Annotated in this window: 23 protein-coding genes; 12 read left to right on the plus strand and 11 right to left on the minus strand. The window is 40.6% G+C overall.

Features of this window, described 5'->3' with window-relative positions; all coding sequences use genetic code 11:
* Nucleotides 1–61 precede the first annotated feature (61 nt).
* The 3 genes from LX64_RS13360 to LX64_RS13370 form a co-directional block, all read right to left on the minus strand.
* A complete protein-coding gene (locus LX64_RS13360; RefSeq protein WP_111598181.1) occupies nucleotides 62–2,530 on the minus strand; it encodes a mechanosensitive ion channel family protein in 2,469 nt (822 codons plus the stop codon).
* A gap of 130 nt (nucleotides 2,531–2,660) precedes the next feature.
* On the minus strand, nucleotides 2,661–2,921 hold the full coding sequence (locus tag LX64_RS13365) for a hypothetical protein (protein WP_111598182.1): 261 nt from the start codon (nucleotides 2,919–2,921) through the stop codon (nucleotides 2,661–2,663).
* A 64-nt stretch (nucleotides 2,922–2,985) separates the two neighbouring features.
* Nucleotides 2,986–3,228, minus strand: coding sequence for a hypothetical protein (locus LX64_RS13370; RefSeq protein WP_111598183.1), 243 nt, complete (start codon nucleotides 3,226–3,228; stop codon nucleotides 2,986–2,988).
* 125 nt (nucleotides 3,229–3,353) lie between these two features.
* On the opposite strand from LX64_RS13370, the gene LX64_RS13375 reads away from it, so the two are divergent.
* From LX64_RS13375 to carB, 3 genes are all read left to right on the plus strand, one after another.
* The gene (locus tag LX64_RS13375) at nucleotides 3,354–3,929 is read left to right on the plus strand and encodes a helix-turn-helix transcriptional regulator (RefSeq protein ID WP_111598184.1); all 576 of its coding nucleotides are present in this window, start codon (nucleotides 3,354–3,356) and stop codon (nucleotides 3,927–3,929) included.
* Between the two features lie 130 nt (nucleotides 3,930–4,059).
* Complete coding sequence (locus LX64_RS13380; RefSeq protein WP_148707315.1) at nucleotides 4,060–4,515, plus strand: hypothetical protein; 456 nt, start codon at nucleotides 4,060–4,062, stop codon at nucleotides 4,513–4,515.
* Between the two features lie 337 nt (nucleotides 4,516–4,852).
* A complete protein-coding gene (gene carB / locus LX64_RS13385) occupies nucleotides 4,853–7,669 on the plus strand; it encodes a carbamoyl-phosphate synthase large subunit (RefSeq protein WP_111598186.1) in 2,817 nt (938 codons plus the stop codon).
* Nucleotides 7,670–7,724: 55 nt separating this feature from the next.
* On the opposite strand, the gene LX64_RS13390 is transcribed toward carB, so the two are convergent.
* Nucleotides 7,725–8,141: a hypothetical protein gene (locus LX64_RS13390; protein WP_148707316.1), complete on the minus strand. Its 417-nt coding sequence runs from the start codon at nucleotides 8,139–8,141 to the stop codon at nucleotides 7,725–7,727.
* Between the two features lie 205 nt (nucleotides 8,142–8,346).
* Here LX64_RS13390 and LX64_RS13395 point away from each other — a divergent pair, with 205 nt between their 5' ends.
* The 4 genes from LX64_RS13395 to LX64_RS13410 all read left to right on the plus strand — a co-directional run bounded on the left by LX64_RS13395 (nucleotide 8,347) and on the right by LX64_RS13410 (nucleotide 14,202).
* Nucleotides 8,347–10,308, plus strand: a complete 1,962-nt coding sequence (locus LX64_RS13395; protein WP_245952700.1) for a ComEC/Rec2 family competence protein — start codon at nucleotides 8,347–8,349, stop codon at nucleotides 10,306–10,308.
* A 14-nt stretch (nucleotides 10,309–10,322) separates the two neighbouring features.
* Complete coding sequence (purH, locus tag LX64_RS13400; RefSeq protein ID WP_111598189.1) at nucleotides 10,323–11,840, plus strand: bifunctional phosphoribosylaminoimidazolecarboxamide formyltransferase/IMP cyclohydrolase; 1,518 nt, start codon at nucleotides 10,323–10,325, stop codon at nucleotides 11,838–11,840.
* 135 nt (nucleotides 11,841–11,975) lie between these two features.
* On the plus strand, nucleotides 11,976–12,560 hold the full coding sequence (locus tag LX64_RS13405; RefSeq protein ID WP_111598190.1) for an RNA polymerase sigma factor: 585 nt from the start codon (nucleotides 11,976–11,978) through the stop codon (nucleotides 12,558–12,560).
* Nucleotides 12,547–14,202 carry a hypothetical protein gene (locus LX64_RS13410; RefSeq protein ID WP_111598191.1) on the plus strand — a complete coding sequence of 552 codons (1,656 nt, stop codon included), beginning with the start codon at nucleotides 12,547–12,549 and terminating at the stop codon, nucleotides 14,200–14,202. The genes LX64_RS13405 and LX64_RS13410 overlap by 14 nt, the downstream gene beginning before the upstream one ends.
* Before the next feature lie 33 nt (nucleotides 14,203–14,235).
* Here the strand turns inward: LX64_RS13410 and LX64_RS13415 are convergent, their stop codons facing one another.
* The 6 genes from LX64_RS13415 to mutY form a co-directional block, all read right to left on the minus strand.
* Entirely contained in the window at nucleotides 14,236–15,612 is a 1,377-nt protein-coding gene (locus tag LX64_RS13415; RefSeq protein WP_111598192.1) for a LutB/LldF family L-lactate oxidation iron-sulfur protein, read from the minus strand.
* A 182-nt stretch (nucleotides 15,613–15,794) separates the two neighbouring features.
* Nucleotides 15,795–16,370, minus strand: a complete 576-nt coding sequence (locus LX64_RS13420; RefSeq protein WP_111598193.1) for a DUF3109 family protein — start codon at nucleotides 16,368–16,370, stop codon at nucleotides 15,795–15,797.
* Between the two features lie 66 nt (nucleotides 16,371–16,436).
* Nucleotides 16,437–17,033 carry a gliding motility lipoprotein GldD gene (gene gldD / locus LX64_RS13425; RefSeq protein ID WP_245952653.1) on the minus strand — a complete coding sequence of 199 codons (597 nt, stop codon included), beginning with the start codon at nucleotides 17,031–17,033 and terminating at the stop codon, nucleotides 16,437–16,439.
* 6 nt (nucleotides 17,034–17,039) lie between these two features.
* The gene (gldE, locus tag LX64_RS13430; RefSeq protein ID WP_245952655.1) at nucleotides 17,040–18,347 is read right to left on the minus strand and encodes a gliding motility-associated protein GldE; all 1,308 of its coding nucleotides are present in this window, start codon (nucleotides 18,345–18,347) and stop codon (nucleotides 17,040–17,042) included.
* A 207-nt stretch (nucleotides 18,348–18,554) separates the two neighbouring features.
* Nucleotides 18,555–19,016, minus strand: coding sequence for a single-stranded DNA-binding protein (locus LX64_RS13435; RefSeq protein ID WP_111598195.1), 462 nt, complete (start codon nucleotides 19,014–19,016; stop codon nucleotides 18,555–18,557).
* A 203-nt stretch (nucleotides 19,017–19,219) separates the two neighbouring features.
* Nucleotides 19,220–20,290: an A/G-specific adenine glycosylase gene (gene mutY, locus LX64_RS13440; protein WP_111598196.1), complete on the minus strand. Its 1,071-nt coding sequence runs from the start codon at nucleotides 20,288–20,290 to the stop codon at nucleotides 19,220–19,222.
* 222 nt (nucleotides 20,291–20,512) lie between these two features.
* Here mutY and LX64_RS13445 point away from each other — a divergent pair, with 222 nt between their 5' ends.
* The 4 genes from LX64_RS13445 to LX64_RS13460 all read left to right on the plus strand — a co-directional run bounded on the left by LX64_RS13445 (nucleotide 20,513) and on the right by LX64_RS13460 (nucleotide 25,519).
* The gene (locus LX64_RS13445; RefSeq protein ID WP_029464490.1) at nucleotides 20,513–20,800 is read left to right on the plus strand and encodes an HU family DNA-binding protein; all 288 of its coding nucleotides are present in this window, start codon (nucleotides 20,513–20,515) and stop codon (nucleotides 20,798–20,800) included.
* Between the two features lie 24 nt (nucleotides 20,801–20,824).
* Entirely contained in the window at nucleotides 20,825–21,676 is an 852-nt protein-coding gene (locus tag LX64_RS13450; RefSeq protein ID WP_111598197.1) for a tetratricopeptide repeat protein, read from the plus strand.
* Nucleotides 21,677–22,123: 447 nt separating this feature from the next.
* Complete coding sequence (locus LX64_RS13455) at nucleotides 22,124–23,674, plus strand: Rne/Rng family ribonuclease (RefSeq protein WP_111598198.1); 1,551 nt, start codon at nucleotides 22,124–22,126, stop codon at nucleotides 23,672–23,674.
* A 174-nt stretch (nucleotides 23,675–23,848) separates the two neighbouring features.
* Nucleotides 23,849–25,519 (plus strand): L,D-transpeptidase family protein, encoded by a 1,671-nt coding sequence (locus LX64_RS13460; RefSeq protein WP_111598199.1) that lies wholly within the window; start codon nucleotides 23,849–23,851, stop codon nucleotides 25,517–25,519.
* Here LX64_RS13460 and LX64_RS13465 read toward each other — a convergent pair.
* A complete protein-coding gene (locus LX64_RS13465; protein WP_158538616.1) occupies nucleotides 25,509–26,327 on the minus strand; it encodes a CPBP family intramembrane glutamic endopeptidase in 819 nt (272 codons plus the stop codon). The genes LX64_RS13460 and LX64_RS13465 overlap by 11 nt on opposite strands.
* A 178-nt stretch (nucleotides 26,328–26,505) precedes the next feature.
* Between LX64_RS13465 and LX64_RS13470 the strand changes: the two genes are divergently transcribed.
* Nucleotides 26,506–26,886: a RidA family protein gene (locus LX64_RS13470; protein ID WP_111598201.1), complete on the plus strand. Its 381-nt coding sequence runs from the start codon at nucleotides 26,506–26,508 to the stop codon at nucleotides 26,884–26,886.
* Nucleotides 26,887–26,916 lie beyond the last annotated feature (30 nt).

A 26,916-nucleotide genomic window follows, 5' to 3' on the forward strand; every position in this document is an offset into this window, starting at 1 on the left:
AAACTAAATAATTAGTTTTAGAAAGAAAAATTTAGTTGATGTATGAAATGTTAAAAAAATCCTATTGAAGTTCGTTGTTGTTTTGGGGTGAAGTGTTGCTATTGGATGTGGGCTGATTGGGTTGATCTTTTATATGTATGTCAGATTGCGGGAAGGGGATTTCGATATTGTTAGCGTTGAAGTTGTCGTAAATCTTAATCAATACTTCACTTTTCACACTTCCCATCACATCAATATCTGTCCAGTAATACACTTTAAAATTGATGCTACTGTCGGCCAATTCATTCACCATAATAAAAGGAGCTGGGTTGGCAATAATGCCTTTTTCTTGGGCGATGATATCCTTTAAAATTTGATTCGCTTGCCTTAGATCGGTACCGTAACCAACCCCAATTAGCAGCTCAGTTCTACGAATATGGTCACTTAAAGTCCAGTTAATCAATTGTTGCGACAATAAATCCCCATTCGGCACAATGATCTCAGAGCCTTCGTAGGTCGCAATTTTGCTGGCCCGTAAACCGATTTCTTTCACAGTGCCACTTCTTGTTCCTAAATCTATTACATCACCAATTTGTATTGGCTTTTCAAATGCCAAGATAACGCCAGATACCAGGTTATTCACAATATTCTGTAAACCAAACCCAATACCAACACCCAACGCACCAATAATAATGGTAATCTTATCCATCGGGATGCCCGATGCCGCAAATGCTAATAAAATGCCCAATCCCAATACCGCAATGCGTACCAGTAAAACAGCGTTGCCCCAACGGTTCTTTTGTCCTGATGGATGTTTGCTGCTTCCTCCAAACATATACATCATTAACCTCGACAAAAACACCGACAACCAAATCACCACGAAGAATATGAGAATACTACTGAAAGTGAATGAACTGTTGCCCAGTTTTCGTTCTTGCTGTAAAAAGTTGAGCACCCAATGCTTGAAGAGATTATAGATATTGAGGTTCGTTGTTAAAATAATAAACCAACATACGCCTGCTGCAAAGTATAACAAGGACGTGAGGCCTTCACGAATCCTGTGAAAGTCGAAAAATGCCACCACCCGGCTATTATCTTTATTCGCTTCCACATTCACATAAAACGCTTCTAACAAAATCGACACCACCACAACAAGTGCCTGCCCGGAAATCAAACTGAAGATAGCACCTACGGCCAATAGTTTTGAGAGTAATACGCGCCCAAAAATGTTCGCTCCCAAACTAACGATCATTAATACAATAAAGAGTAAAATCACGTAACGGATGTATTTAATCTCGCTCTCGTACGGTTCTTCGCGTTGTTTTTTGAAGTAATAAAAGCCAATGAATAAGCTGCAAATTTGTATGAATAATTGTGCCCATCGTTCTGCAAACGTTGATTGTAATAGTAAATTTAAGGTGGCTACCGCAATGTATAAAACAATCAATACCAGCCAGCTTTTACGTACCCAATGCGGCATAAATGGCCAACAAAGCGCGGTAACTGTTATCCCTTGAATTGTCCACATCAGTTCCAAATAAAGGATGGGTGGGTTTACATATAAAAAAGGACCTAGTGTGAATACAGTCAATAGCGTAGATAATATGGTACTACGTTTTAAAAAGCGTGTATTTCCCATAATGCCTGCTTGGTCGGTGCTTTTCTTCTTGATTTTCTGAATGTTGTAAGTAACCCAGCAGAAGAAGGCAACTGCTAGTATAGCATTCAACAATTGTATATCCCAATTATAGTAATAATAGTATGCAAACACCCGCCGGTTGGCCGTGATGGAGCCTTCCATGATTTCATCGAACGAGTATTTATAATCTTTCGGACGAATGGACCAGATATTTTTTTCTTCCCTATTCCAAATTTCCTTTTGAGCAAGCCGGATGCGGTAATCAGTTTCGTCGAGCAGATCGGTTATATTAATAAAATTGGTGGAAACGCGGTTTTGTAGAAGCCCGATACGTACAAGAATATTGCTATTGGCGGTATCGGCTTGTTTCCATTTTTTATCGAGGGTAGATACTTGCGCGAAATAGAGTTGTTTAAGCACGGGGTCTTGTGGCAAGGTGAATAGCACACTGTCGGTGAGGATACTTTTAATTTGGGCGCTCATAGTGGCCATTTGCTTACTATAATCGCCCAAAGAGGATTGCCATTTTTCGTGTACCTCTTTCATTTCAAGGAGGATCACTTGAAGGGAGTGCATACTTCGCATGTTCAATGCTTGGCGGCTATTCATGCTTTTGGAAATTACACTTACTAGGTGCTCGGCTTGGGGCAGATCTTCGGCAATAGCCGTGGTATCGAAACCTCTACGCATGATATTATTCACGCGGTTGAGCATGTGCGTAATATTTTCGATGTTGGATAGAAGGGTTGAAAGAGAAGTATCTGGAGTGGCAGCCGGTTTCGCGCGTTTTTCTTCGATTTGTTTTTTCTCGATAGTATCGCTCAAGCTTTGTGCATAGCTGATGTTAGCGAATAGCATAAGGCAGAGTATACCTAAAACTGGGCGAATAAACATGTAAGGCCATCTTAGCATAGAGTGAAATATTGTTCGGGTCTTTGCAGTGTATAACAGCCTATATCGCTGATTGTTGATAAAAGGAAACCCGCCGCGGTATAAGCGAGGCGGGTTTCCTTAAACACATTGCTGGGGCAAACGCAGCAGGCTATGCAATGGTAATTACTGTAACGAAATGTGCGATGGGAGCTTTCACAAGCATCTCGTGGTATTGAATCACGCCCGCATTACTAGCTGCATTCTTGATGCTGATGGCGTGCTTGGGATGATGGTCACTGAAATCATTGCCGGCTTGAAGAGTGATCGACACATGTGTGAAGATGTCGTTACCTAGTAAATGTATGTTGTGCAAGAATTCTGTGACCAAATTCTCCAATTCTTCCCCTGCGATTGTTGGTTTTTCATTCATGTTGTGGGAGAATTTGAATGAACAATGGCTTACAAATGTGTAGCTTACTTTACAAAAATGTGCATCATATTTTGAATTTTTTTTGTTGAAGCAACATGCTTTTCCGTAGAATTTGGTTCATGACGGAGATGATTTTTTCTCGTTCTGCATTACTAAACCCGTTTTTACTTTTTGCTCTTCTATAGAAGGTGGCTTCACTCCACCCACATTCTTCGCAAACTCTATCTCTAAAAGACTTTGGGATGCCTAACACAAAGTTGTGAGCATCCTGCAAAATGTTTTTAGTTCCTGCTTTTTCTATCTCCATAGGCGAAATTTTAGGTGAAAGATTGGATTGCATTACTGCGCGTGCGCATTAAATCCTTATATTAATATTTTGACTGTCAATTTTTTATTTGATAATATTTACAATTATAATAAAAATATTTTATAGTGAGCGCTGACGAAAAAAATATAATCCACGAAGGTGCACGGCTAAAGAAAATCATAAAAGACAAGGGCATGAAGCTGTTGGAATTTGCGAGATTAGCTGGCTTTACCAACCAAGTGGCGCATTACTATTTCCGAGAGGAGAATATTAAGCGCGAAACATTAAAAGAGTTTTGTGTCAAATTACATATTAGCTTACCGGAATTTTATGATTGGACAGGCGTTCCTAAGCCTATTGGAACACCGTTTCATGCAGGGAAAAGGTTAAATGAATTAATCAGCGAAAAGAACTTCAAAGTGGTAAAATTTGCTGAGAAAATGGGTATTAGCAGGAGAGCATTATATAATATGTTCGAGCGCAGTAATTTTGATAGCGAACTAGTACAAAGGGTAAGTGATGCCCTAGGCATTACACCAGATGAATTCTTACAAACCAACCCACAAAACCAAGTAAGCGAGGATGGCGAACCCCATTTGATTGATTGGCGTGAAAAATATTACGAACTCCTCGAAATTCACACTAAAATACTTCGCGAGTACGCAGACTACAAGAAATCCCAGGAAAGCAAAGGCTTATAACCAATTTATTATATCCCAATTTCAGCTCATAAGCGAACTTTTTATTATTCATATGCAAATAATATTGCATGTTTAGGAAATAATCATTAATTTGTAGTAAATTAGACTATATCCCTATAAAATGCCAGCTATGAAGAAATTACTCCTGCTTTTAGGCTTGTGCCTTTATGTTTTTAATGGTTTTGCCCAATCGAATGCTGCTAACCAGTCGAAAGACTTCGACCAATTTTGGAAGAAATGGCATACTGCTATTATGAAAAAGGATTATAACGCAGTTAGTCAATTTATTGAGTTTCCACTCGTTATTAAACGCGGAGAAGGTGCCAATGCCATTCAAACCGTTGCTAAAAACGATTTCGCTACTTTTTTTAAGTCATTTTTAGATGAACCTATGCACGACGACCAAAGTCGTTTTACGGTATTAAGGGGCATGAAAGACTTAAACGAGGAGGATAAAATGTTGGTAGACGGGGATTCGGCTACTATTAATGATATGGAATTTGAGAAAGTGGATGGTACTTGGAAGTTAGTTTACATCTACCAGGAGTCGCAAAAGGCATTTGCCGGTACGAAAGCGAAGAATTAAAAAAAATATTCAGATTATAAGATTGATGGGTTTGCCAGGGTAAAATATCCGGGCGAGCCCATATTTTTTTATTTTTTATAGGAAGTCGTTCAGTCTCTCTTTCCTATAGATTGTTATCCCCATTAAGTGCCAACCATGGCCGATCTACAATTTTATCGTTGCCCTGCTGTGCCGAGCCGCAGGATCGCCGCAGTGTAAACTTTCTGTCATTGAAGCCCTTCTATTCAAAATTTATGCTTCGAAAAATATTTTTATCACGTAATTTTGCACGATTTTTTTTGTCCCACCGGACGGGGAAATTGGACTAGGTTTTTCATTTTTCAATATAAAACTAAAAATGCCCAAAGACAATTCTATTAAATCTGTTCTCATCATTGGATCTGGACCAATTATCATTGGCCAGGCCTGCGAATTCGACTATTCCGGTTCCCAAGCGGCGCGCTCGTTAAGGGAAGAAGGTATTAAAGTGATTTTGATCAACTCGAATCCTGCTACGATCATGACCGACCCTATGATGGCGGACAGGGTTTACTTGTTGCCGTTAACCGTGGAAAGTATAGAACAGATACTGGAAGAAAACCAGGTAGATGCTGTTTTACCGACCATGGGTGGTCAAACTGCCCTTAACCTCTGTAAAGAGGCGGAAGAGTTAGGTATTTGGGAAAAATTCAACGTAAGGTTGATCGGTGTTGATGTAAAAGCCATCGACAAAGCTGAAGATCGCGAGTTATTCCGCCAGTGGATGATCAGAATGGGTATCCAGGTTGCGCCTGCGAAAACTGCTAACTCCTTCTTAGAAGGTAAAGAGTTCGCCCAGGAAATCGGTTTCCCATTGGTAATTCGTCCTTCATTCACCTTAGGTGGTACAGGTGGAGGTTTCGTACATAGTAAAGAAGACTTGGACGAAGCATTGAACCGTGGTTTACAAGCGTCCCCGATCCACGAAGTACTCGTAGAAAAAGCGGTATTGGGATGGAAAGAGTACGAATTGGAACTTTTACGTGATGCGAACGACAACGTAGTAATTATCTGTACTGTAGAGAACTTTGACCCAATGGGTGTTCACACAGGCGATTCTATCACTGTTGCACCGGCGATGACATTGAGCGATACTGCCTTCCAAGATATGCGTAACAAAGCCATCGCAATGATGCGTGACTTGGGTAACTTCGCAGGTGGTTGTAACGTTCAGTTCGCCATGAACCCTGAAAACGAGGAGTTGATTGCGATTGAAATCAACCCACGCGTAAGCCGTTCTTCTGCATTGGCATCTAAAGCAACAGGTTATCCTATCGCGAAGATCGCTGCTAAACTCGCTATCGGTTATACACTCGACGAGTTGCAAAACCAAATTACAAAAACAACTTCTGCATACTTCGAGCCAGCACTCGACTACGTGATCGTGAAAATGCCACGTTGGAACTTCGATAAGTTCAAAGGCGCTGATGCTACACTAGGCTTGCAGATGAAATCGGTGGGTGAAGTAATGGCGATTGGTCGTACTTTCCCTGAAGCTTTACAGAAAGCTTGCCAATCACTCGAAAACGATGCTATCGGTTTGGGTAACTACGGTAAGTCTCACATGAAAGGTGAAGAACTCATCGAAAAGATAAAAACGCCTACTTGGGATCGTATCTTCAGAATTAAAGATGCCCTTATGGAAGGTGTGTCGGTTAAAACAATTCACCAAAGCACGCATATCGACCGTTGGTTCTTACACCAAATCAACGATATCGTGAATATGGAGAAAGAATTGGAAAAACACGACCTCGAATCAGTGCCAGTTAATTTGTTGAAAGATGCTAAAAAATTAGGTTTCTCTGATTTACAATTAGCGCATTTCTTCGGTAACTGTGAAGAAGACGAAGTATTCGAAAAACGTAAAGCACTCAACATTCTCCGTACCTACAAAATGGTAGATACTTGTTCTGCTGAGTTCGAAGCGAAAACACCATACTTCTACTCTGCATTCGATCAAGAGAACGAAAGCAAAGTATCTGATAGAAAGAAAATCATCGTGTTAGGCTCTGGTCCAAACCGTATCGGTCAAGGTATCGAGTTTGATTATTGCTGTACACACGGTTTACAAGCCATTCAAGAAAGCGGTTACGAAGCCATCATGGTGAACTGTAACCCGGAAACGGTATCAACCGATTTCGATATGGCTGATAAATTATACTTCGAACCAGTATTCTGGGAGAACCTTTGGGAAATCATCGAATTAGAGAAACCTGAAGGTGTTATCGTACAATTGGGTGGCCAAACCGCTCTTAAATTGGCGAAAAGACTCGAAGAAAAAGGTATCCGCATCATCGGTACATCTTTCGATAACATGGATATTGCCGAAGATCGCGGCCGTTTCTCCGATATGTTGAAAGATTTGGGTATTCCTTATCCTAAATACGGCACCGCTTACACTACAGATGAAGCGATTGAAGTAGCGAAAGAAGTAGGTTACCCAGTATTGGTTCGTCCTTCATATGTATTGGGCGGTCAAAGAATGCGTATCGTTATCAACGAAGAAGAATTGGAAGCATCCGTTTTAAGCTTGTTAAAACACTTACCAGGCAACAAAATCTTGATCGACCACTTCTTAGATCGTTGTCAAGAAGCCGAAGTAGATGCGATTTTCGACGGTGAAAATTTCCACGTAATGGGTGTGATGGAACACATCGAGCCTGCAGGTATCCACAGTGGCGATAGTAACGCGGTATTGCCGGCGTTCAACTTGAGTGCATTAACGGTTACAACGATGGAGTACTACTCAGAAAAAATCGCGCGTGCCTTGAACATCAAAGGTTTGATTAACATACAATTCGCTATCAAAGATGGTAACGTATTTGTGATCGAAGCAAACCCCCGTGCATCAAGAACAACGCCATTCATCGCGAAAGCTTACCAAGTACCTTACTTGAACATCGCAACGAAAATTATGATCGGTGCAAATAAATTAACTGACTTTACGATCGAGAAAAAATTAGATGGTTTCGCGATCAAAGAACCGGTGTTCTCTTTCAACAAATTCCCAGGTGTGAATAAAGAACTCGGTCCTGAAATGAAGTCAACAGGTGAAGCGATCCGTTTCATCAAAGACTTGCGCGATCCTTACTTCAGAACTTTGTACAAAGAGAAATCAATGTATCTCAGTAAATAATCTTTACAGTAAGATAAATGAACAAAGGCCCGCTTCTTCCGAGAAGCGGGTTTTTTTATGCGTTGGATTGAATGAGGCGAGCTAATTTTTCCTTTTGTTGGGCGCGGTTGAGCGATGTTGTGTGAGCAGTTGCTTCTTTTTGAAGAATGAAATTGAAAAGTACGTTGGCATTAGCAAGCATCCGTTGTATATCAACTTGTAATCCCAATTCTTCTTTTATTTCAATTTCTAGCAGTAGCAAGTCAAGTAACGCATCTAATGTATCTACATCGAAACGTGATTGTTGTAAATGCAGCAAGGTGTCTTCTGCAGAAAGCAACGAAAAGCTGTTCATATTTTTAAATGGTGTACCACTGTAAGCCACTTGGATTTCTTCCAATGCTTTCCGTGGATTATCACGTTTTCGCATAATAACAGCACGTATAGCTTGACCTAATTCGGTCACCATGCGCATAAGATAATCGTGTTGCATTATTCAAAATTTAAAAATTCTTTCTTGACTGGTGCTACCTTTCGGCCGATCAATTAAAATACTAAGTGAAATACCCTTCGAATATAAATAATAGTTCTAGCTTGATGAAATGAATAAGTTTGTTAACCCATGGAAACGGGCGCCTATGTTGCGTTTGTTGGTTCCGTATTGCATAGGTATTGCAGTGCACCTCTTATTGCCGGGCATGTTGTGGTGTTTCTTTTTTATTGCATTGTTGGTGATATGTGGATTTGTAGTGTTTCGTTTTATTCCTTTACGGTGGCGGTTTGTAGGGTATGGCTTTTGGGGGTATGGATTGATATTGGTTTTGATGAGTGTTGGGTGTTGGATGAGTTATGGTGAAGATATTCGATTGAAGCCCCAATATTACGGGCATTTCCAAGCAACAGCATATATACTAGACATTGCAGAACCACCAATTGAGCGCAAACATGTGTTCCGTGCAATCGCTAATATTAAAAGCATTTTAGTAAACAATAATTGGATACCTGCTACGGGTAAAGTCATGGTTTTTTGCCGCAAGGATTCTCTTCCAAACCAATTAAATCACGGAGATAGGATAATTATTACTAAAAGTCTGCAGCCCATCGCTGCCAGTGGTAACCCAGGGAATTTCGATTACCAGGCGTATGCTGCCAGGCAGCAATTATTCCACCAGGTTTTCTTGCAGCGTAACGAGTTACGTATATTAAAGTCCAATACTCATAGTCGCCTCGATTATTGGCTGATGCGCACACGGGCGAAATGCTTGCAAATAATGAAAACATATATCCCGGATCCCTTAGCAGTTGGGGTAGCCGAGGCATTGCTTATTGGGTACCGGTTTGAGCTAGATGACCAAATTATCCAAACATATACGAATACCGGGGTGATTCACATTATTGCCATTTCGGGCTTGCACTTAGGTTTATTATACATATCATTAGTGGGATTATTGAAATACTTGCCGAATGGGCGTTGTTTCGATTGGGCGCGTGCTTGCATGCTCATTGGGTTGTTGTGGTTGTTTTCCTTACTAACTGGTGCATCCGCTTCTGTATTACGGTCGGCAGTAATGTTCACGTGTATGGCGGTGGGGCAATATGTTCTACGAAGGCCTGCAAATATTTATAATACTTTAGCCGGTTCGGCAATGCTACTATTATGGTATCGACCGTCGCTGTTGCTAGACGTGGGATTTCAACTGTCTTATTTGGCGGTAATTGGGATTGTAGTAGGTAGTAAAAAATTGGTGGGTGTTTGGATTCCACCATATAAATGGATGATGATTATATGGCAAATGTTGGCAGTAACCTTGTCGGCGCAAGTATTTACAACACCGATTTGCCTTTATTATTTCCATCAATTCCCCAATTATTTTTTACTGGCAAACTTACTGGCAGTACCTATTTCAACGGTGATATTGTATGCGGAAATCGTGTTATTATTCTGCTCGAGTTGGGGGGTGGTAGCAAGCTTCATTGGGAAAGTAATTGGTTGGGCGATAGCTTGTATGAACGCTATTATTGCTTGGATTTCCGATTTACCAGGGGCTTTATGGATTGGCATTCATGTTTCAGCTGTGCAAACAGCGCTAAGTTATCTCGTTATTGTACTTATAGTTGCTGTGTTGCTATTACAATGGAGGCGAGGGTGGTGGCTAGTTGGGTTAACAGTATGGGGGATGGTATGCCGGCATGTTTGGGAGCAATATCAATTTAACCATCAACGGAAACTAATTATTTATAATTTGAAAGGTACGGCAGCGCTTGACTGTATCGTTGGTAGAACTGCTTACTATTGGCAAGATACTACTAACCACAAACGTGAGGTTATGGCTAGCCGGGATTATTTCCGTGTTGAAAAACTCCTAGCATTAGGCAGGGTAGGTAATATTGCTTGCATGAAAGGGATGCGTATTGCTTGGATTGACCACGATTTCAAACCGTTCCAAGTAAAGAAAAAGCTACAAGTCGATTACATCGTTTTAACAGGGAATCCGCGTATTTCCATACAGGAAATCATATCGATTTATACATGTAAAATGATAATATTTGATGCTAGTAACAATTTACGTCATGTCCAGGGGTGGAAAAATGATTGTAACAAACTACCTTTGCGCTGCATTTCGGTCCTTTCTGAAGGAGCCTTAGTTGTAAACTTCTAATAATATCTGTTCTAATGCAAAAGCAAATAAAGTCTGCTCTCATCTCCGTGTTCTATAAAGACAATTTGGAGAATATCGTTAAAAAATTAGGTGAACAAGGTGTGACTATCTACTCTACAGGTGGTACACAAGCTTTCATTGAAGCACAAGGTGTTAAATGTGTAGCGGTTGAAGATATCACTGCATACCCATCTATCTTAGGCGGTCGTGTTAAAACGCTTCACCCTAAAGTGTTCGGCGGTATTTTGGCGCGCAGGGAAAATCCTCAAGATCTTGAGCAATTGAAGCAATACGAGATTCCTGAAATCGACTTAGTGATTGTAGATCTTTATCCTTTTGAAGAAACAGTTAAAAACACGGCAGAAGAACAAGCTATTATCGAGAAAATTGATATTGGTGGTGTTTCTTTGATTCGTGCTGCTGGTAAAAATTATAAAGATGTTGTGATTGTTGCTTCGAAAGATCAGTATGCTGATTTAGAAAAAGTATTAGTTGAAAACAACGGTGCTTCTACATTACAAGATCGTCGCAATTTCGCTGCCAAAGCTTTTGAAGTATGTGCTCATTATGATGTGGCTATCGCTGGTTACTTCTTGAAAGATGAACCAACAACAGCTAACTTCCAAGTGTCTGCTCCATTAGGCCAGGTTTGCCGTTACGGTGAAAACCCTCACCAACAAGGTACTTTCTATGGTAATTTAGAAGATACTTTCAGCAAATTACACGGTAAAGAATTATCATATAATAACTTGGTAGACGTAGACGCGGCTTGCCAATTGATTAACGAATTCACCGAAACTACGTTTGCAGTTATTAAACACACGAACGTTTGCGGTATTGCAACTCGCCCAACTTTGAAAGAAGCCTGGGAAGCTGCTTTAGCAGGTGATAAAGAAAGTGCTTTCGGTGGTGTTTTAGTTTGTAATGCTGTTATTGATGCAGCTACTGCCGCTTCTGTAAATGAAATCTTCTTTGAAATTCTTATCGCGCCAGGCTTCGACCTTGCTGCTTTGGAAATCTTGCAAACGAAGAAAAACCGCATCTTGTTGCACCAAAAACAAGCGGTGAACCCTAAAGCAATGTTCAAAAATATCCTGGGCGGCGTTTTAGTACAAGATAATGACGAAGGTAACTTCAAAGAATGGAACGAAGTAGGTGCACAAGAAGCAACTGCTGCGCAGAAAGATGACCTTGTTTTCGCTAATATCGTTTGTAAACACTTGAAATCTAATGCTATCGCTTTAGTAAAAGACAAGCAATTAATTGGTAAAGGTTGCGGTCAAACATCTCGTATCGATGCGCTTCGTCATGCAATTGAAAAAGCCGGTCAATTCAAATTCGATCTAAATGGGGCTGTTATGGCTTCTGATGCATTCTTCCCATTCAATGATTGTGTAAGTATCGCGCATGAAGCTGGTATCACTGCTGTTATCCAACCAGGTGGTTCTATCCGCGATAACGATTCAATCGACTTCGCTAAACAAAATGGTATGGCAATGGTTGTGACTGGTATGCGTCACTTTAGACATTAATAGCTATTTAAATATAATTGAGTAAACGTCCCGGTCATTTGACCGGGACGTTTCTTTTTCGTGTAGTCGCCTCCGTTATCAAATTGGCGGGTGATTCGAAAAAATTAACTACTTTGGATAAGTGTTCCCATTCAAATGAAGTTTATACAAGAAAATATAATGCAGGAGGCCGCCGATGAGCTGTTAATCAGTCGATTTAAATCGACGGGAGATTTACAATATTTGGCAGCTATTTACCAACGTTATATGGGACTTGTATATGGTGTTTGTTTGAAGTATTTTGATGAGGAAACTAGTAAGGATGCGGTGATGCAGATCTTCGAAGAGTTAATAGTAAAACTACAACAGCATGAGGTTCAGAACTTTAAGAGCTGGTTGCATGTGTTAACGAAGAATTTCTGTCTAATGAAGATCCGCTCTTCTAAGAACAAAGAGGGTTTGGTGGTGTCTGTTCCTGAATTTCCACTTATGGAATCGGGACAAAATAATCATCATGACAATGGAATTTCCATGGAGGACAACCTCCAGGTGATGGAGAAATGCATGGAAACCTTGCCCAAAGAGCAAAAGGAGAGTGTGGATTTATTCTACTTAAAAGAGAAAAGTTACCGTGAAGTGGCCGAAATCACGGGATTCGATATGAACAAAGTGAAGAGCTATATTCAAAACGGCAAACGAAATCTTAAAAACTGCATGGAAAAGCACAATGCAAGGCAATAATAACCATATCGTTCCAAGCCCAGAATACATTCAGTTATACCTCGAGGGTAAGTTGAGTGACCGGGAAATGCATGCCCTTGAAAAAATGGCGCTGGACGACCCGTTCTTAGCCGAAGCCTTGGAAGGGTATGGTGGCAAAAATACGCAGCAAGCCCCACACTTGAACGACCTGCAAGCTAGGTTACAAGCTCGCCTAGTTCAACCCCGTGAGCAGCCAGCATCCGAAGAAGAAGCCATTATTGTACCTATCACTAAAAAGCGCCGTGTCGATTACCGTTGGGCTGCAGCTGCCGTGATATTGATCATTCTTTCGGTGAGCACGCTCATTCTCCGCGATTATCAAGGCCAAGAAAAGAACACCTCGATTACTGTAGCGGAAGATATTAAATCAACAACTGCCCAACCCGATCAGCCAGCAGATCCAACACCTGTTCCTGCTGCACCAAACGCTGAAATTACTGCGGATAGCCTCACCTTTTTATCACCTTCTAAAAATGTACCAGGTGTAGAAAAGACAGATGTGACTCCTGGATCATTTGCTGATGGTTATATAAAAGCTGAGCATGCCCAAGAGAAGAAGGGGGCTCGCGTAGCTCAAGCCCCTGCACCACCAGCTGAAATTGCAGCGGATCAGCAAAATAATGAGATATCAATGGATGTAGCGCGACCCAAAATGAAAGCAGCGAGAGTAACCGATTCGAAGCCCTTGGAAAGTTCATTGAATAACCGCGCTGCTGGCATCGCGTTAGAAGATACTTGGTCGACTAACATGCGTAGCCGCTTAAACGTAAACCTCGACTCTTCAAAAAGAACAGCTACCTATAAGTATTCGTATGAAACTATGAAAGGTTTCATGCGCGACTTAGCAAACAATGAAGATAAATACTTCTTTGCGCCTGGTAATATGCAGGTCGATACAATAAAAATTGCTCGCCGTAATGCTATTGTTGTAGATACTTTGTTTGCCACGGAAGGCCGATTAAGAGGCTTTGAAGCACCAGAAACGGCTTTGTATGGTAAATACTTTAGAAATGGTGTATTAGTTGATGATAATACGCATGCCTTGGAGATCATTAATAGTAAATATCGTTCGAAATCAATGTATTATGGGCGAGATACTAGTATAATAATGGATGCTAAGAAATCACAGTTTAGCATTGCTTCACAAACAAATAAAACAGATGCCGGTAAGTTTAATATGTTAAACCCAGCGGCTGATAAATATGGTTATAATGCTAATAATGTATCGAATAATGTAGTATCTAACCTAAATAAAGGCAACGTTAAAAAATATTCGAATGCAAATAATGCATTAACTTCTAATGCTTCACCATTCAAACAGGCCAGCCCTTTAATGGGCTTCCAAGCATATGATGCATATATTATGAAAACGGTGAATGACCCGGCTGCAGTTCGTGATAATGTAAATGGGGAAGTAGAACTCAGCTTTTCAGTGATGCCGGTAACAGGAGAACTCACTAATTTCATCATTAATAAAGCACTTACACCTAAAAACGACTTATTAGCAGTAGAAACGATCAAAAGAGGTCCTAAATGGCTACCTTCTAGTGATTCAAAACCCACGGTAATAAGAATATTAGTGGTATTCGTAAAACTAGATGAACCTAAAAACACGCAATAAAAAAGGCCCGCACAGCGAGCCTTTTTGCTATTATTAAGATCTTCTTTCTTTCCATAGTTGATTGAACGACTTTGGCGCAAAAACCGGTAAATCACGGTCATCTCCCCAAGCTTTGTTAAAGAACTTCTGCATAAAGAAATTCTTCGTGTTTCCGCTCACCAAGTTCATCATTCTTCTACTTAAACTTGCTTGTTTCCAACCAAACCAAGAAATCTTTTCCATTCCCGAAGTATGGTTTTCTTCTACAGCTTTATGACGGTTGTGTAATAACAATTCATGTAAGTTAATACGCATCGGGCACACCTCCGTACAGTTCCCACAAAGCGAAGAAGCATAGCTTAAGTGCATATACTCGTCCATGCCTTGTAAATGTGGCGTAATAACTGCTCCAATAGGACCACTGTAAGTGGTTTTATATGTATGCCCACCAATGTTTTTATACACTGGGCAAGCGTTTAAGCACGAGCCACAGCGAATACAGTACAAGCTTTCACGAGCAACAACATCGGCTAAAATGTTAGTTCTGCCATTGTCGATCAAGATCACGTACATTTCTTCAGGGCCATCTATTTCACCTTCCTGGCGTGGACCACTGATAATTGTATTATAAGATGTGATTTGCTGCCCAGTACCATATGTTGCTAACAACGGCCAAAACATCGCCAAATCGCTCATTGAAGGAATCACTTTTTCAATACCAACCAGCGCGATATGTGTTTTAGGGAATGAAGTAGTGAGCCTGCCATTCCCTTCATTTTCGGTAATAGCAATACCTCCAATGTCGGCTATAATAAAGTTGGCTCCAGTAATACCTACTTCTGCGTCTAAGTATTTTTGACGTAGTTTATCACGGGCAACAAGTGTTAATTGTTCTGGTGTTAAACTTGGATCTGTACCTAGTTTTTCGCTAAAAAGTTGCGCTACGTCTTCCTTGCTTTTGTGCATAGCAGGCGTAACAATATGATAAGGAGGTTCGTCGTCGAGTTGTTGAATATATTCACCCAAATCGGTTTCCACACTTTCAATGCCGTTCGCTTCAAGGAATGGGTTAAGATGAATTTCTTCTGTCGCCATAGATTTAGACTTAACGACAGTTTTGCAATTTTTGGCTTTGCAAATATTCAAGATTTCTTGGCGTGCTTGCTCAGCGTTTTCCGCCCAAATTACTTTACCGCCACGGCGTGTAAGGTGCATCTCAAAATCTTCTAACAATTTATCTAAATGTTCAATAGCTCTCCACTTAGTATTTTTCGCACGTTCACGGGCAGTAGTAAGCTCGGCAAATTGTTGCTTACCATTTTTAACGGCAGCATTGTATTTACCTATATTGAAGTTGATAGTATTACGATGATTTAAGTCCTTTGCTTTCAACTCGCTCGCATCGAGAAAGTCGTTTGCTAATTTGCTCATAAGCCGAATTGGTAATGAATGTTAGTATGATAAAGATAGAGAACTTTAGCCTTTGCTGTTTGATACCTAATTCACCAATGTTGACAGGTATTTCGCCAATTTATGCAAATACAACATTGATGGCAATTAAATGTTGCAAAATGCAGGCCATAAAGCAATGAACTCTTGAGGTTATATAGTGATTAATGCTCTTTGTGTTGCTTCGTCGCAATTTTATCGAGTACTTCGTAGAATTCTTCGCCGTATTTACGAATAAGAGCGTTTTTTAAGAATTTGTATATAGGTACCTGTAGCTTGTTCCCGTTTTTACATGCTGCTTTACAAATATCCCAGCGGTCGTAATTTAACGCTTCGAATGTTGGGTATTTCGTGATGCGGATAGGGTATAAATGACAAGAAATAGGCTTTTTATAATCAATCACCCCGTCATTAAATGCATTCTCCATGGCACAACCCACAACGCCGTTAGCATCAATGGCCGCATAAGCACAAATGCCATTGTTTACCACGGGTGTTACATAGCCATGTTCCGGGTCGATGGTATGAAACCCAGTTTTCTCAATTTCCTTGATACCTTCTGGACGTAAGTATGGCTTCAATTTTTCATAGATGCGAGGCAAAATCGGCAATTCGTCTTCATTCAAAGGCGCGCCGCAATCGCCTGCTACGCAACAAGCGCCCTTACAAGCGGTTAAATTACATACGAAGTTCTTTTCAATTACTTCGTCGCTTATATACTTATCATCTATTACTATCATGATGCACAATTAACTATCAATACGATTTGTGAAGCCGAGCTACACAATGCAAAGGTAAGACGTAATTTATTTCCATTGTAGGGTTTCTACAAGGTGCACCATGTCATCTTGAAGGAAATTGATCACCGGCTTCAAAGAATCGGCATTTGGAGGAGCATAAAAGTATAAAGCACCCCGCAGAAAATGTTTCGTGGAATCTGTGGCATAGAACTGTTTCGCCGATGCAGCATTTCCACCTACGTCGTAGAACAGGCCTGAAACACGGCCAGGCAATTCAAATGGCCTTTCATCGATATATTCAGCTTTATAAGTATGTTTATAAGTCAGTTTGAAAGCATCTTCTACCAATTTATCGAAGGTATTTTTCGCGCTAGCGCCCACCACTTTGTAGCTCATATATAATTTCCCATTCAAGCCGGGGAACTCAATATTAATCCAATATGGGTTTTCGGGGGCTGCATCGAAGAAAACAGTGTCTTTTACGATATTGGCGTAAGAAGGATACTCAAATGTATAAGGGTAGCCCGGGTCATTAAAAGTTTTGTATTCTTTTTTAGGTAGATCGATTTGGAAATACCCAGTAGGCTTAGGTGTGTATTGTTGTTGACAAGCTACAAAAAAGGAACATGCCGCCAACAGGAGTACAAAGAAATTGGCTTTCACAAGTAATTATTCTAATTCAGTAATGCCCGGTTTTACGCTTACCTGGATCTTTTGGATGCGCATTTTCGTTACTTCCAAAATGGTAAAATCGAAATCTCCGTAGCTAATAACACTATTTTCTTCAGGAAATTTACCCGATAATTCCAATATTAACCCGCCCAGCGAATCACTTTCGCCTTTTACGGTTTCAAAGGTATCGGGAGGGATATTCATAATACGACAAACATCATTCAGCATAGTTTTACCTTCGAAAACGTAGGTATTGTCGTCTACTTTGTTATAATTGAACTCATCTTCATCAAACTCGTCTTTGATATCACCTATAACTTCTTCAATAATATCTTCTAACGTAACAATTCCTGATGTGCCGCCAAATTCGTCAACTACCACTGCAAAGTGCATGTGGCGCTCTTGGAATTCGTTTAGTAAATCTTCAATTAATTTATGTTCGTGAACGAAGAAAGGTTGACGCATCACTTGGTGCCAGTCGAAACTATCGCCTTTATCCAAATGTGGTAACATGTCTTTTGTATGAATAACGCCTACGATTGTGTCCAAATTGCCTTTAAATACAGGAAGGCGTGAATAATGTAGGTCGGCTACTTGTTTTATTACTTCTGAGAATGAAAGGTCATATTCTAAACCATTCACATCCAAACGAGTACGCATAATTTGCTTCACAGCAATGTTGCCGAATTTCAAAATCCCGCGAACAATATTTTTCTCTTCTTGTGATGCATTCGGGTCTACGCTCATTTCAATTACCTCGTCGATTTCCTGGTAATTCACCGGTTTAAGGTTGCGGTGAAAGAGTTTGCCTTCGATGCCTTCGCTAATATTAACAAAGAAATCAGAGATAGGCTCCATCGTGGCGTGAATAATGTGCACAAACCAAGCGAAGTAGGTGGCAAAGCGGATATTATTTTGCGCAGCCCAAGTTCTCGGTAAAATTTGACCGAAGAAAAGAAGTACAAAAGTGATAATAGCCATACGCACTACAGCGGAAACAACCAGAAGTTCCTGCAGGGCCTCCATTTGATTGATGAGATAATTGGTCACCAAAATGAAAGCTATGCTGAGTAGGATTTGTGCGATTTGTAAGGAAGCAAGGAGTGATTTGGGTTTTTCTAAGAGCTTCGTAATAAGTTTACCGGAATTATTCTGCCTCGACTTCAAAACATTCAAATCTTTATACGTTAAAGAAAAGAACGCCACTTCTGCCCCGGAAACGATGAACGAAAGGAGCAATAATACTAAGATAACAAGTAGAAATACCACAACATTCGGAGATGGCGAGGCGGTAACTTGAAGCAAAGATATGTCGAAGGGTATAGTACCAGCCGGATAGTGAACCAAGATTTTATGCTTTGATCAGTAATAATGTTCCGTTCCAAAAAAAAAGGAAAGAAAATCCAAGAAATCGTGGAGTTACTTTCCCAGTATATGCAAATATAAGCAATGTCCCCATTTGCGGTGGGGAACATTGAAATATTAAGAATGCCATAAAACTATAGGCTATACTTAGAATGGGAGATCGTCGGCTGGTTCACTCAGCGGTGGAATTTCCAGTCCGCCAAAGCTTTCGCTACTTCCAGTAGATAAACCACTGCCACCTTGTGAAGGTAACGGGTGGTCGCCGCTGTGGCCATCTAAGCGTTTGTCGAGCATTACAAGATTATCACCCACAACTTCAGTGGCGAATTTCTTGTTGCCTTCTTTGTCTTCCCAGCTACGGGTACGTAGCCTTCCTTCTATGTATACGAGGCTACCTTTATGTAAATATTTTTGCGCTAACTCGGCCAAACCTCTCCACAATACAACTGTGTGCCATTCTGTTTGCGAAATTAATTTACCAGCCCTGTCTTTGAAAGTTTCTGTAGTGGCCAAGGAGAATTTTGCTACGGCGATATTGCCTTCCAAAAATTGAACATCGGGGTCTCTTCCTAAATTGCCAATCAGAATTACTTTATTAACACCTCTCATGGTTGTAGGTTTTAATAATCTATTGATGAAAAGTTCTTCTCAAGTATTAATTTATCGTCCTTACTAAAGTTAATGTATTTTTTAAATCATTGTTCAAATTTTTAAACACTGAATATCTGTTACAGCTAAGTATTCGCCGTTTTAAAGATGCATAACAATCCTTTAGTTGAATGGTTTGAATTAATACAAAGAAGCTGCCAATTTTATAATAATTGTAATTGTTGGCTTTTTAGGTAATCGAGTATGATTTTTGGGAAAGCAAAATCATCGAGTGCATTCCATGGAACCAATTGATAACCTGGTGGAATAGTAGGTTGATGGCTACATTTGATCTGCACAAACTGTGCATGAATAGTTTGATGGGTGAGCTGTTGTTTGAAAATAGGGGAGATTGCCACGGTTTCAAAATCAGTTTGTAGCATAAATTCCCCGGTTTTTTGTGTAACTTGTTGAATATCCGTTAGCCCATCGGCTTCTACTAGTAAAAAATCGTGTAGATTTTCCCAGATATCTTTAGCTGGGCGTTTACGAATAATGACCTGATTTTTATAAAGTGCTAAGAAATAATAGAAATACCGCTTTTTTATTTGTAATTTTTTGCTTTTGATTGGTAGTTGGGATACAGAATTTGTGTTAAACGCAGCACAGTTGGGTGCTAGAGGGCAAATGGAGCATTGGGCTTGTTGGGGTTTACACACCACCGCTCCAAAATCCATTATACTTTGATTGTACTCGCTAGCGTTATCTATAGGAAGCAATTTTTGCGCTAACTCATTGAAAATCTTTTTCCCCGCAGTAGTGTCGATGGGGGTATCAATGCCGAAATATCGGCTTAATACACGGTAAACGTTACCATCGAGCACGGCATGGGGTAAATTATATGCAAAGGAAGCAATAGCGGCGGCGGTGTATGAACCGATGCCTTTGAGCGTGTTAATTTCGTTGTATGTTTTTGGGAATTTTCCCCCAAAATCCGACACGATGGTCCGGGCAGCTGCAAGCATGTTTTTGCAGCGGGCATAGTAGCCCAAGCCTTGCCATAATCGAAAAACATCTTCATCGGCGGCTTCAGCTAAATCGGCCACAGTGGGGTATTTAGAGGTGAAGGCCTCGTAATATTTCCAGCCTTGCTCTACCCTGGTTTGTTGTAAAATGACCTCCGATAACCAAATTTTATAGGGGTCTTTTATGCCTTTCCAGGGCATGGAACGAGAATTTTGACTGCGATTCCATTGCAATAAAGTGTTAGAAAAAAAGTTGCCGGCACTATTCATTTACACAAATTGTTTATATATGTTTATGTTTTTTTATATATTCGTGTACCAAAAAGTACGATTCAGAAAGTATTTGCCTGGTTAAACCCTAATAAATGCCTCACAAAGAAACGTAATTAATAGGTACGTATTTATAAGAAAAAATACTAAAACTTAGTTGCTTAAAATTCAGCAATTAATTATTTTTTAATAACTTTACTATAAGTAATCCTCCGCTTCATTATGAGAAAAGCTGATTTGATTAATAACATCGCTGAAAAAACCGGCATTCCCAAAGTAGATGTGTTAGTAACACTCGAGGCCATGTTTAAGGAGGTGAAAGAAGCTTTGGCAAATGGCGAACATATTTACATCAGGGGTTTTGGCAGTTTTATCACGAAAAAACGCGCCGCGAAGATCGGCCGCAACATTAAGAAAAATGTTGCCGTGGAAATCCCAGAGCATTACATTCCAGCATTTAAGCCATCTAAAGAATTTGTAGCAGAAGTAAAGAAGCTGAAAAGTTCTTAAATTCGCATCCTAAAGATATTTAGGGTGCAGAAGAAACAACTACTACTATTAGGTGCTGCCGTAATAATGCTGGTAGCTTTGTATGCCTTTGGACGAACAGTTCCATCGCATAAGGGTCATGATCATGCGCATGCGCCTGCTGCTAACGCGGCAGGGGACGGGCAAGCTATTGCCGAAGCCAACTTTGACGATCTTCTTAAGAAGGCGAAAAGCCGTATTCCTGCTGATAAGATAACCCTCGTAGAAGGTTTAGAACATGCTGTGGTGCGTGGTGATGTACATCACCAGCAGATTGTCGTATACAAACAACTTGCGGCAGTTTGGGACACACTGCGTGAACAACCGATCTCCACATATTACCTCGGCGAAGCTGCTAAGTTGGAAAATTCCGAAAAAAGCCTCACCTTTGCGGCCACTTCATTTTTAAACCATATGGATCATGTTCAAGATCCTACGGTAGCGAAATGGATGATGAACAATGCTACGGAATTATTAAAACAAGCTAACAAGCTCAATCCTGCTAACAACGAGGTAAAACTCCAATTAGCACAATTACTAGTAAGTTCATCCACGCCAATGGAAGGAATTTCCATGCTATTACAAATGGCAGAAGAAGATCCTAACAATATGGACGTGCAAATGATGCTGGGTAATTTCGCTATTACTTCAGGCCAATTCGACAAAGCGATCGAACGCATGAACAAAGTATTGGAGAAACAACCAGACAATCCAAAAGCTTTATTCTTATTAGCCGAAGCTTATAAAAATAAAGGCGATATCGAGAAGGCAAAGCAAACTTTAATTGCTTGTAGGAAACTGATTAAAGATCCTGCATTAGCAGCCGAAATCGATGAGTATATTAAAGAGATACATTAACATTTTTCTATAATCATTTTAAATTTTTTGAGTATGCCTTGCGGTAAGAAAAGAAAAAGACATAAAATTGCCACCCACAAAAGGAAAAAAAGGCTGAGAAAGAATCGTCATAAAAAAGGTAAGAAATAATTTTTCTCCCGTTTCCCGCCATTTATACAAACAGGCAACATGTTATGGCGCTACCGGATAAATTTTTATAAATCCTGCATGGTTTTAGCAAATTCAGTAAATTGCTAAAGTCATGCAGGTCTTTTTCGTCGGTCTGCTGCCGAATAATTCCAAGCATCGCCCTGTATATATCACTAAACCCTTAAGCAAATCCATCAAACACGTACGTGAAAAAGCAGGGATTCTTGTGCCCATGCTATTTTCGCTATGGTATGCTGTGCATTGTATTTTTACAACGCCAGTTTAAAGTGAAGTATTAATGGTTAAAATTTTGGACGCTTGAATAAGGAACTCATTATAAATGCGGCACCATCCGGTGTGGAAATTGCATTGTTGGAGGATAAGAAATTGGTGGAGCTGCATCACGAAAGTGGCAATCCTAATTTTGCAGTAGGTGATCTTTACTTGGGGAAAGTTAAAAAATTAATTCCTGGTTTAAATGCCGCATTCGTTGATGTTGGCTTTGAAAAAGACGCATTCCTGCACTATACGGATCTTAGCCCATACGTACGCTCTATCCTGAAGTTTACCCAACTGGCTATGGTCGATAAAGGGCCCGACGGTTTCAATTTCTCTACGTTCAAAAACGAAGCTGAAATTATTAAAACCGGCAAAATTACCGAGGTACTTGGTGGTAAACCAAATATCCTCGTTCAAATTTTAAAAGAACCCATCTCGTCTAAAGGCCCTCGCCTCAGCTGTGAAATCTCACTCCCCGGTAGGTTTATCGTTCTAACCCCATTCAACGATATTGTTGCAGTATCGAAAAAAATTCATTCTTCCGAAGAAAGAAAAAGACTGCAAAAAATTGTTGAATCCATTAAGCCACCAAATTTCGGCATCATCGTTAGAACCGCCGCTGAAGGAAAAAACACAGCCGAACTGCACGACGATGTGCTCACGCTCACCAACACCTGGAAAAATATCCAGCAAAATTTACGTGGCGCCCAAGCTCCACAAAAAATACTGAGCGAACAAACAAAAACCACCAGCATCCTGCGCGATCTGCTGAATGAAAGCTTCAACCGTATCGTTATTAACGATAAAAATATCTATGCCGATACCAAAAGCTACATCCAGAAAATTGCACCGGAAAAACAAGATATTGTTACACATTACCATAATGGCGCTCCAATTTTCGACCATTACGGTGTAACGCGTCAAGTAAAAGCATCGTTTGGTAAAACCGTAAACCTCGATAGCGGCGTATACCTAGTTATCGAAGCCACGGAAGCTTTACATGTAATCGACGTAAACAGCGGTTACAAAAGCTCCAGCAATAACCAAGAACAAAATGCACTCGCCTCTAACCTAGAAGCTGCTGCAGAAATCGCCCGCCAATTAAGGCTCCGCGATCTTGGTGGTATCATCATTATCGATTTTATCGATATGAAGCTGCCAGAAAATAAGAAAACAGTGTTCGAAGCGATGGAGAAATTCATGGCACTCGATCGTGCAAAACATACCATCCTGCCAATTTCTAAATTCGGCTTGATGCAAATCACACGTCAACGTGTGAAACCGGAAGTAACAATCTCCGTCGCAGAAGATTGCCCAGCCTGCAAAGGAACCGGTAAAATCGGCGCTTCCATGTTGATCGTTGATGAAATTGAAAAGAACCTTCATTACCTCATCAACCACCAACACAAAGGACTCTCCATCAGCGTACACCCCATTTTGTATGCATACCTCACCAAAGGCTTCCTTACATCGAAGCAATGGAAATGGTATTTCAAATTCAAAAAATGGATCAAACTCAAAGCGGATTCTAATAATCACCTCACCGAGTTTCATTTTATCGATGCTAATGATGAAGAGATTAAATTGTAATGCACGCCGAAAAGATATTAACAAAGGGGCCCAAAAGCCCCTTTCGTTTTTTATAAAATCCACCCCACCCCCAAACCTAATCCTTTTCTAATCAACTTAATCCCGCATTCCTTGTTAATGGCATTGAAATTGTTTTGAGGAACCGGGAACCTATTTTTCACAAATTTTTCGTTTATGCGTTACCGTTTTTTACTATCTATTTGCCTGGTGATCGCTGCTACCTACTGGATCGCCTGTAATAACCAAAGCAAACCCAAAACGAGCAAAGCCAAAGCTCGCGACGAAGCTCACTACTCGAAGGAAGAATATATTTCCATTAAACTCGATAGCAATGCCGTAAATAGTTTCATCGCCAAACACCCCGAATACGTGTCGTATACCGACCTGGTCAAAGATTTTTATAGCAAAAGAAACTATCACTACGCTTGGATTACAGATAGCGGTATGACCGAACAAGCTGCCAGTTTCATGAACCTCATGCGTACCGATGCCAATTACATCGGCCAAGATAGCAGCCTCGTTAACCACGTACTGCAAGCGCAATTTGATACCCTTACCACGCGCGAACAATGGCGTGCAAACGATACCCTCGTACCTTCTACCGAGCTTATGCTTACCGCCCAATTCTTTGCTTACGGCAATAAAGTATGGGGTGGCATGACGGCCGATTCCGCCAAAGACCTCGAATGGTACATTCCAAGAAAGAAAATGGAAATCGGTAGCCTGTTAGAATCTGTGATCGACCACAAAGGGAAAGATTTCGCTGGCGAAGCGCCTGTTCACAAACAGTATAATATGCTGAGAAAGGAACTGGAACGCATCTCGAATATGAGCAAAGATTTACCACAAGACTCACTCATCCTAGATAAAAAAGTCTACAAAAAGGGTGATTCTGCAGCCGTCATCGTTGCCGTAAAACAACGCTTACACGCTTGGGGAGACCTTGCCGTAGCCGACACCTCCAATAAATACACCCCAGCACTAGATAGCGCGGTTAGACGATTCCAAGATAGAATGGGTTTAAAGGTTGATGGCCAACTACAAGCCGCCACTATCACAGCCTTAAACGTTCCATTATCAAAACGCATCGAACAAATTTTGATCAACATGGAACGCTTGCGCTGGGTGCCAACCGAACAAACCGGCGATTATATACTCGTAAATATCCCGGAATTCAAAATGCACGTGTACGATCACGACTCCCTTGCTTGGAGCTGTAACGTGGTAGTTGGTAAACCTGGTGCCAGCACGGTTGTATTTAGCCGCGAGATGAAATACATCGTATTTGCACCCTATTGGAATGTGCCGCCTGGTATTCTAGCAAATGAAGTATTACCGGGCATTAAACGCAATAGCGGTTATTTAGCTCGCCATAATATGGAAGTAGTAGGAGCTAGTGGAAAAGTAATTGCCCCTTCAAGCATCAGTTGGGGAAAATATACCGGTAGAAACTTCCCATATATTGTACGACAAAAACCCGGTGGTGCCAACTCGCTCGGTAAAGTGAAGTTCCTCTTCCCGAACGAATATAACATCTACTTACACGACACCCCGTCTAAAGGCCTCTTCAACGAAACAAATAGAACCTTTAGCCACGGCTGTATCCGGGTAGCTGAACCGAAAAGATTAGCAGAATATTTGCTTCGTAACGATACCTACTGGACAGAGAAACGTATCGATGAAGCAATGAATGCCGGCAAAGAAAAATACGTGACGCTTAAAACACAGGTGCCTGTGTTTATCGGCTACTTCACCACTTGGGTGAATAGTAAAGGTGAATTAAATTTTAGGAACGATGTATATGGCCACGATGCCCAATTAGCAAAACAACTTTTTACTCACTAAACACCCGTGGGTCTACCATAGATGCAGCAACTTGCTTCGGCATTTGCTGCATTTTTGCTTTATGGAAGTGTGCATATTTGCGAATATTCAAATACCCCAAAACAAGCACTAAAGCAGCAGCAGCTAATATTGTGTAAAGTAATAGGGGCGATAATTGCCAATTGTTGGAAGCGGCGGGTAATGCGGTTGCTTGGGCTATATTAAACAACAAGTGCGCAAAGATACTCATGCACAAGTCGCGCAATTTTTGATAGAGAAATCCTGTCAATAACCCCAACAAAAACATCGGTAAAAGTTGTACGGGGTCGAGGTGTGCAACGCTAAAAATAATAGCCGATAATACCACGGAAAAAGTAGGCGTATAGCGCTTTTGTAACCCTTCTAGGATAATACCTCTGAATAGAAATTCTTCTGCAAATACTAACAAGAAAACACCTGCAATAATGTTATAAGTCGTGTCAATTTTTACCTCTGCAAATTGTAAAAACTCGTTCGAAGGCAATGGCAACAAAACATGCCCCATATAACTCATACAAGCAATCGCTGCCGACATAAAAAATGTTGCGATTAATAACCGTGCATTTACCCGGAACCGGGGAACAAATTCAAAGCCCATGGCTGGTTGCACTACACTAAAAATCACGATCCCGAAGCAGCTAAGAATATAGGCAGATTGTTGTATTGTAAAGAAATCGAATGCTGGTGAATAATAGGCGAAAACACTCGCCAGTGCAGTAAATCCTAGTATGATAAATATAATCAGCCAGGCACGGGGTAAGGTAAGACCTTTAAAGGTTTGGATAAACATACAAATATGGTTGAAAATTTTAATAATAAGTAGGCGCAATGTGTTGCTAGGATTGAGGTTAATATTGCTGCCAACTTCCATCAAATTACAAAAAATTACGTTAAAAAGACGCTTGAAAGGGCCTTAAGTGGAAATAATTCATCAATTAAATCTGCCAGTGCGTTATTTTTGTATACATATGGAAAAACAGGTGATTAATACCAACAATGCACCGGCTCCGATCGGTCCTTATAACCAAGCAATCTTGGCCGGCAATACGTTATATATTTCAGGTCAGATTCCTTTGAACGCTGCAACGAATGAATTGGTGATGGATAATATTCAAGCACAAACACACCAAGTAATGAAGAATTTGCGTTATATATTGACCGAGGCAGGGATGAACTTCGGGCATGTTGTAAAAACATCAATTTTCATAACGGATATGAACGATTTTGCGCAGATCAATGCTGTGTACGGTGAATACTTTACAAGTGATTTCCCGGCACGTGAAACAGTGCAAGTAGCAGCTTTACCCAAAGCGGTGAACGTAGAGATTTCGATGATCGCGGTAAAATAAATTAAACAGGGAACGATTACGTTTCGTTCC

Source organism: Chitinophaga skermanii, assembly GCF_003259335.1.
Classification (GTDB): domain Bacteria; phylum Bacteroidota; class Bacteroidia; order Chitinophagales; family Chitinophagaceae; genus Chitinophaga; species Chitinophaga skermanii.

What these genes read in the sequence shown, in the direction of transcription:
- LX64_RS13360 (WP_111598181.1), bottom strand. Translation starts at nt 2,530, where the DNA reads ATGCTAAGATGGCCTTACATGTTTATTCGCCCAGTTTTAGGTATACTC.
- LX64_RS13365 (WP_111598182.1), bottom strand. Translation starts at nt 2,921, where the DNA reads ATGAATGAAAAACCAACAATCGCAGGGGAAGAATTGGAGAATTTGGTC.
- LX64_RS13370 (WP_111598183.1), bottom strand. Translation starts at nt 3,228, where the DNA reads ATGGAGATAGAAAAAGCAGGAACTAAAAACATTTTGCAGGATGCTCAC.
- LX64_RS13380 (WP_148707315.1), top strand. Translation starts at nt 4,060, where the DNA reads ATGAAGAAATTACTCCTGCTTTTAGGCTTGTGCCTTTATGTTTTTAAT.
- carB (WP_111598186.1), top strand. Translation starts at nt 4,853, where the DNA reads ATGCCCAAAGACAATTCTATTAAATCTGTTCTCATCATTGGATCTGGA.
- LX64_RS13390 (WP_148707316.1), bottom strand. Translation starts at nt 8,141, where the DNA reads ATGCAACACGATTATCTTATGCGCATGGTGACCGAATTAGGTCAAGCT.
- LX64_RS13395 (WP_245952700.1), top strand. Translation starts at nt 8,347, where the DNA reads ATGTTGTGGTGTTTCTTTTTTATTGCATTGTTGGTGATATGTGGATTT.
- purH (WP_111598189.1), top strand. Translation starts at nt 10,323, where the DNA reads ATGCAAAAGCAAATAAAGTCTGCTCTCATCTCCGTGTTCTATAAAGAC.
- LX64_RS13405 (WP_111598190.1), top strand. Translation starts at nt 11,976, where the DNA reads ATGAAGTTTATACAAGAAAATATAATGCAGGAGGCCGCCGATGAGCTG.
- LX64_RS13410 (WP_111598191.1), top strand. Translation starts at nt 12,547, where the DNA reads ATGCAAGGCAATAATAACCATATCGTTCCAAGCCCAGAATACATTCAG.
- LX64_RS13415 (WP_111598192.1), bottom strand. Translation starts at nt 15,612, where the DNA reads ATGAGCAAATTAGCAAACGACTTTCTCGATGCGAGCGAGTTGAAAGCA.
- LX64_RS13420 (WP_111598193.1), bottom strand. Translation starts at nt 16,370, where the DNA reads ATGATAGTAATAGATGATAAGTATATAAGCGACGAAGTAATTGAAAAG.
- LX64_RS13435 (WP_111598195.1), bottom strand. Translation starts at nt 19,016, where the DNA reads ATGAGAGGTGTTAATAAAGTAATTCTGATTGGCAATTTAGGAAGAGAC.
- mutY (WP_111598196.1), bottom strand. Translation starts at nt 20,290, where the DNA reads ATGAATAGTGCCGGCAACTTTTTTTCTAACACTTTATTGCAATGGAAT.
- LX64_RS13445 (WP_029464490.1), top strand. Translation starts at nt 20,513, where the DNA reads ATGAGAAAAGCTGATTTGATTAATAACATCGCTGAAAAAACCGGCATT.
- LX64_RS13460 (WP_111598199.1), top strand. Translation starts at nt 23,849, where the DNA reads ATGCGTTACCGTTTTTTACTATCTATTTGCCTGGTGATCGCTGCTACC.
- LX64_RS13465 (WP_158538616.1), bottom strand. Translation starts at nt 26,327, where the DNA reads ATGTTTATCCAAACCTTTAAAGGTCTTACCTTACCCCGTGCCTGGCTG.
- LX64_RS13470 (WP_111598201.1), top strand. Translation starts at nt 26,506, where the DNA reads ATGGAAAAACAGGTGATTAATACCAACAATGCACCGGCTCCGATCGGT.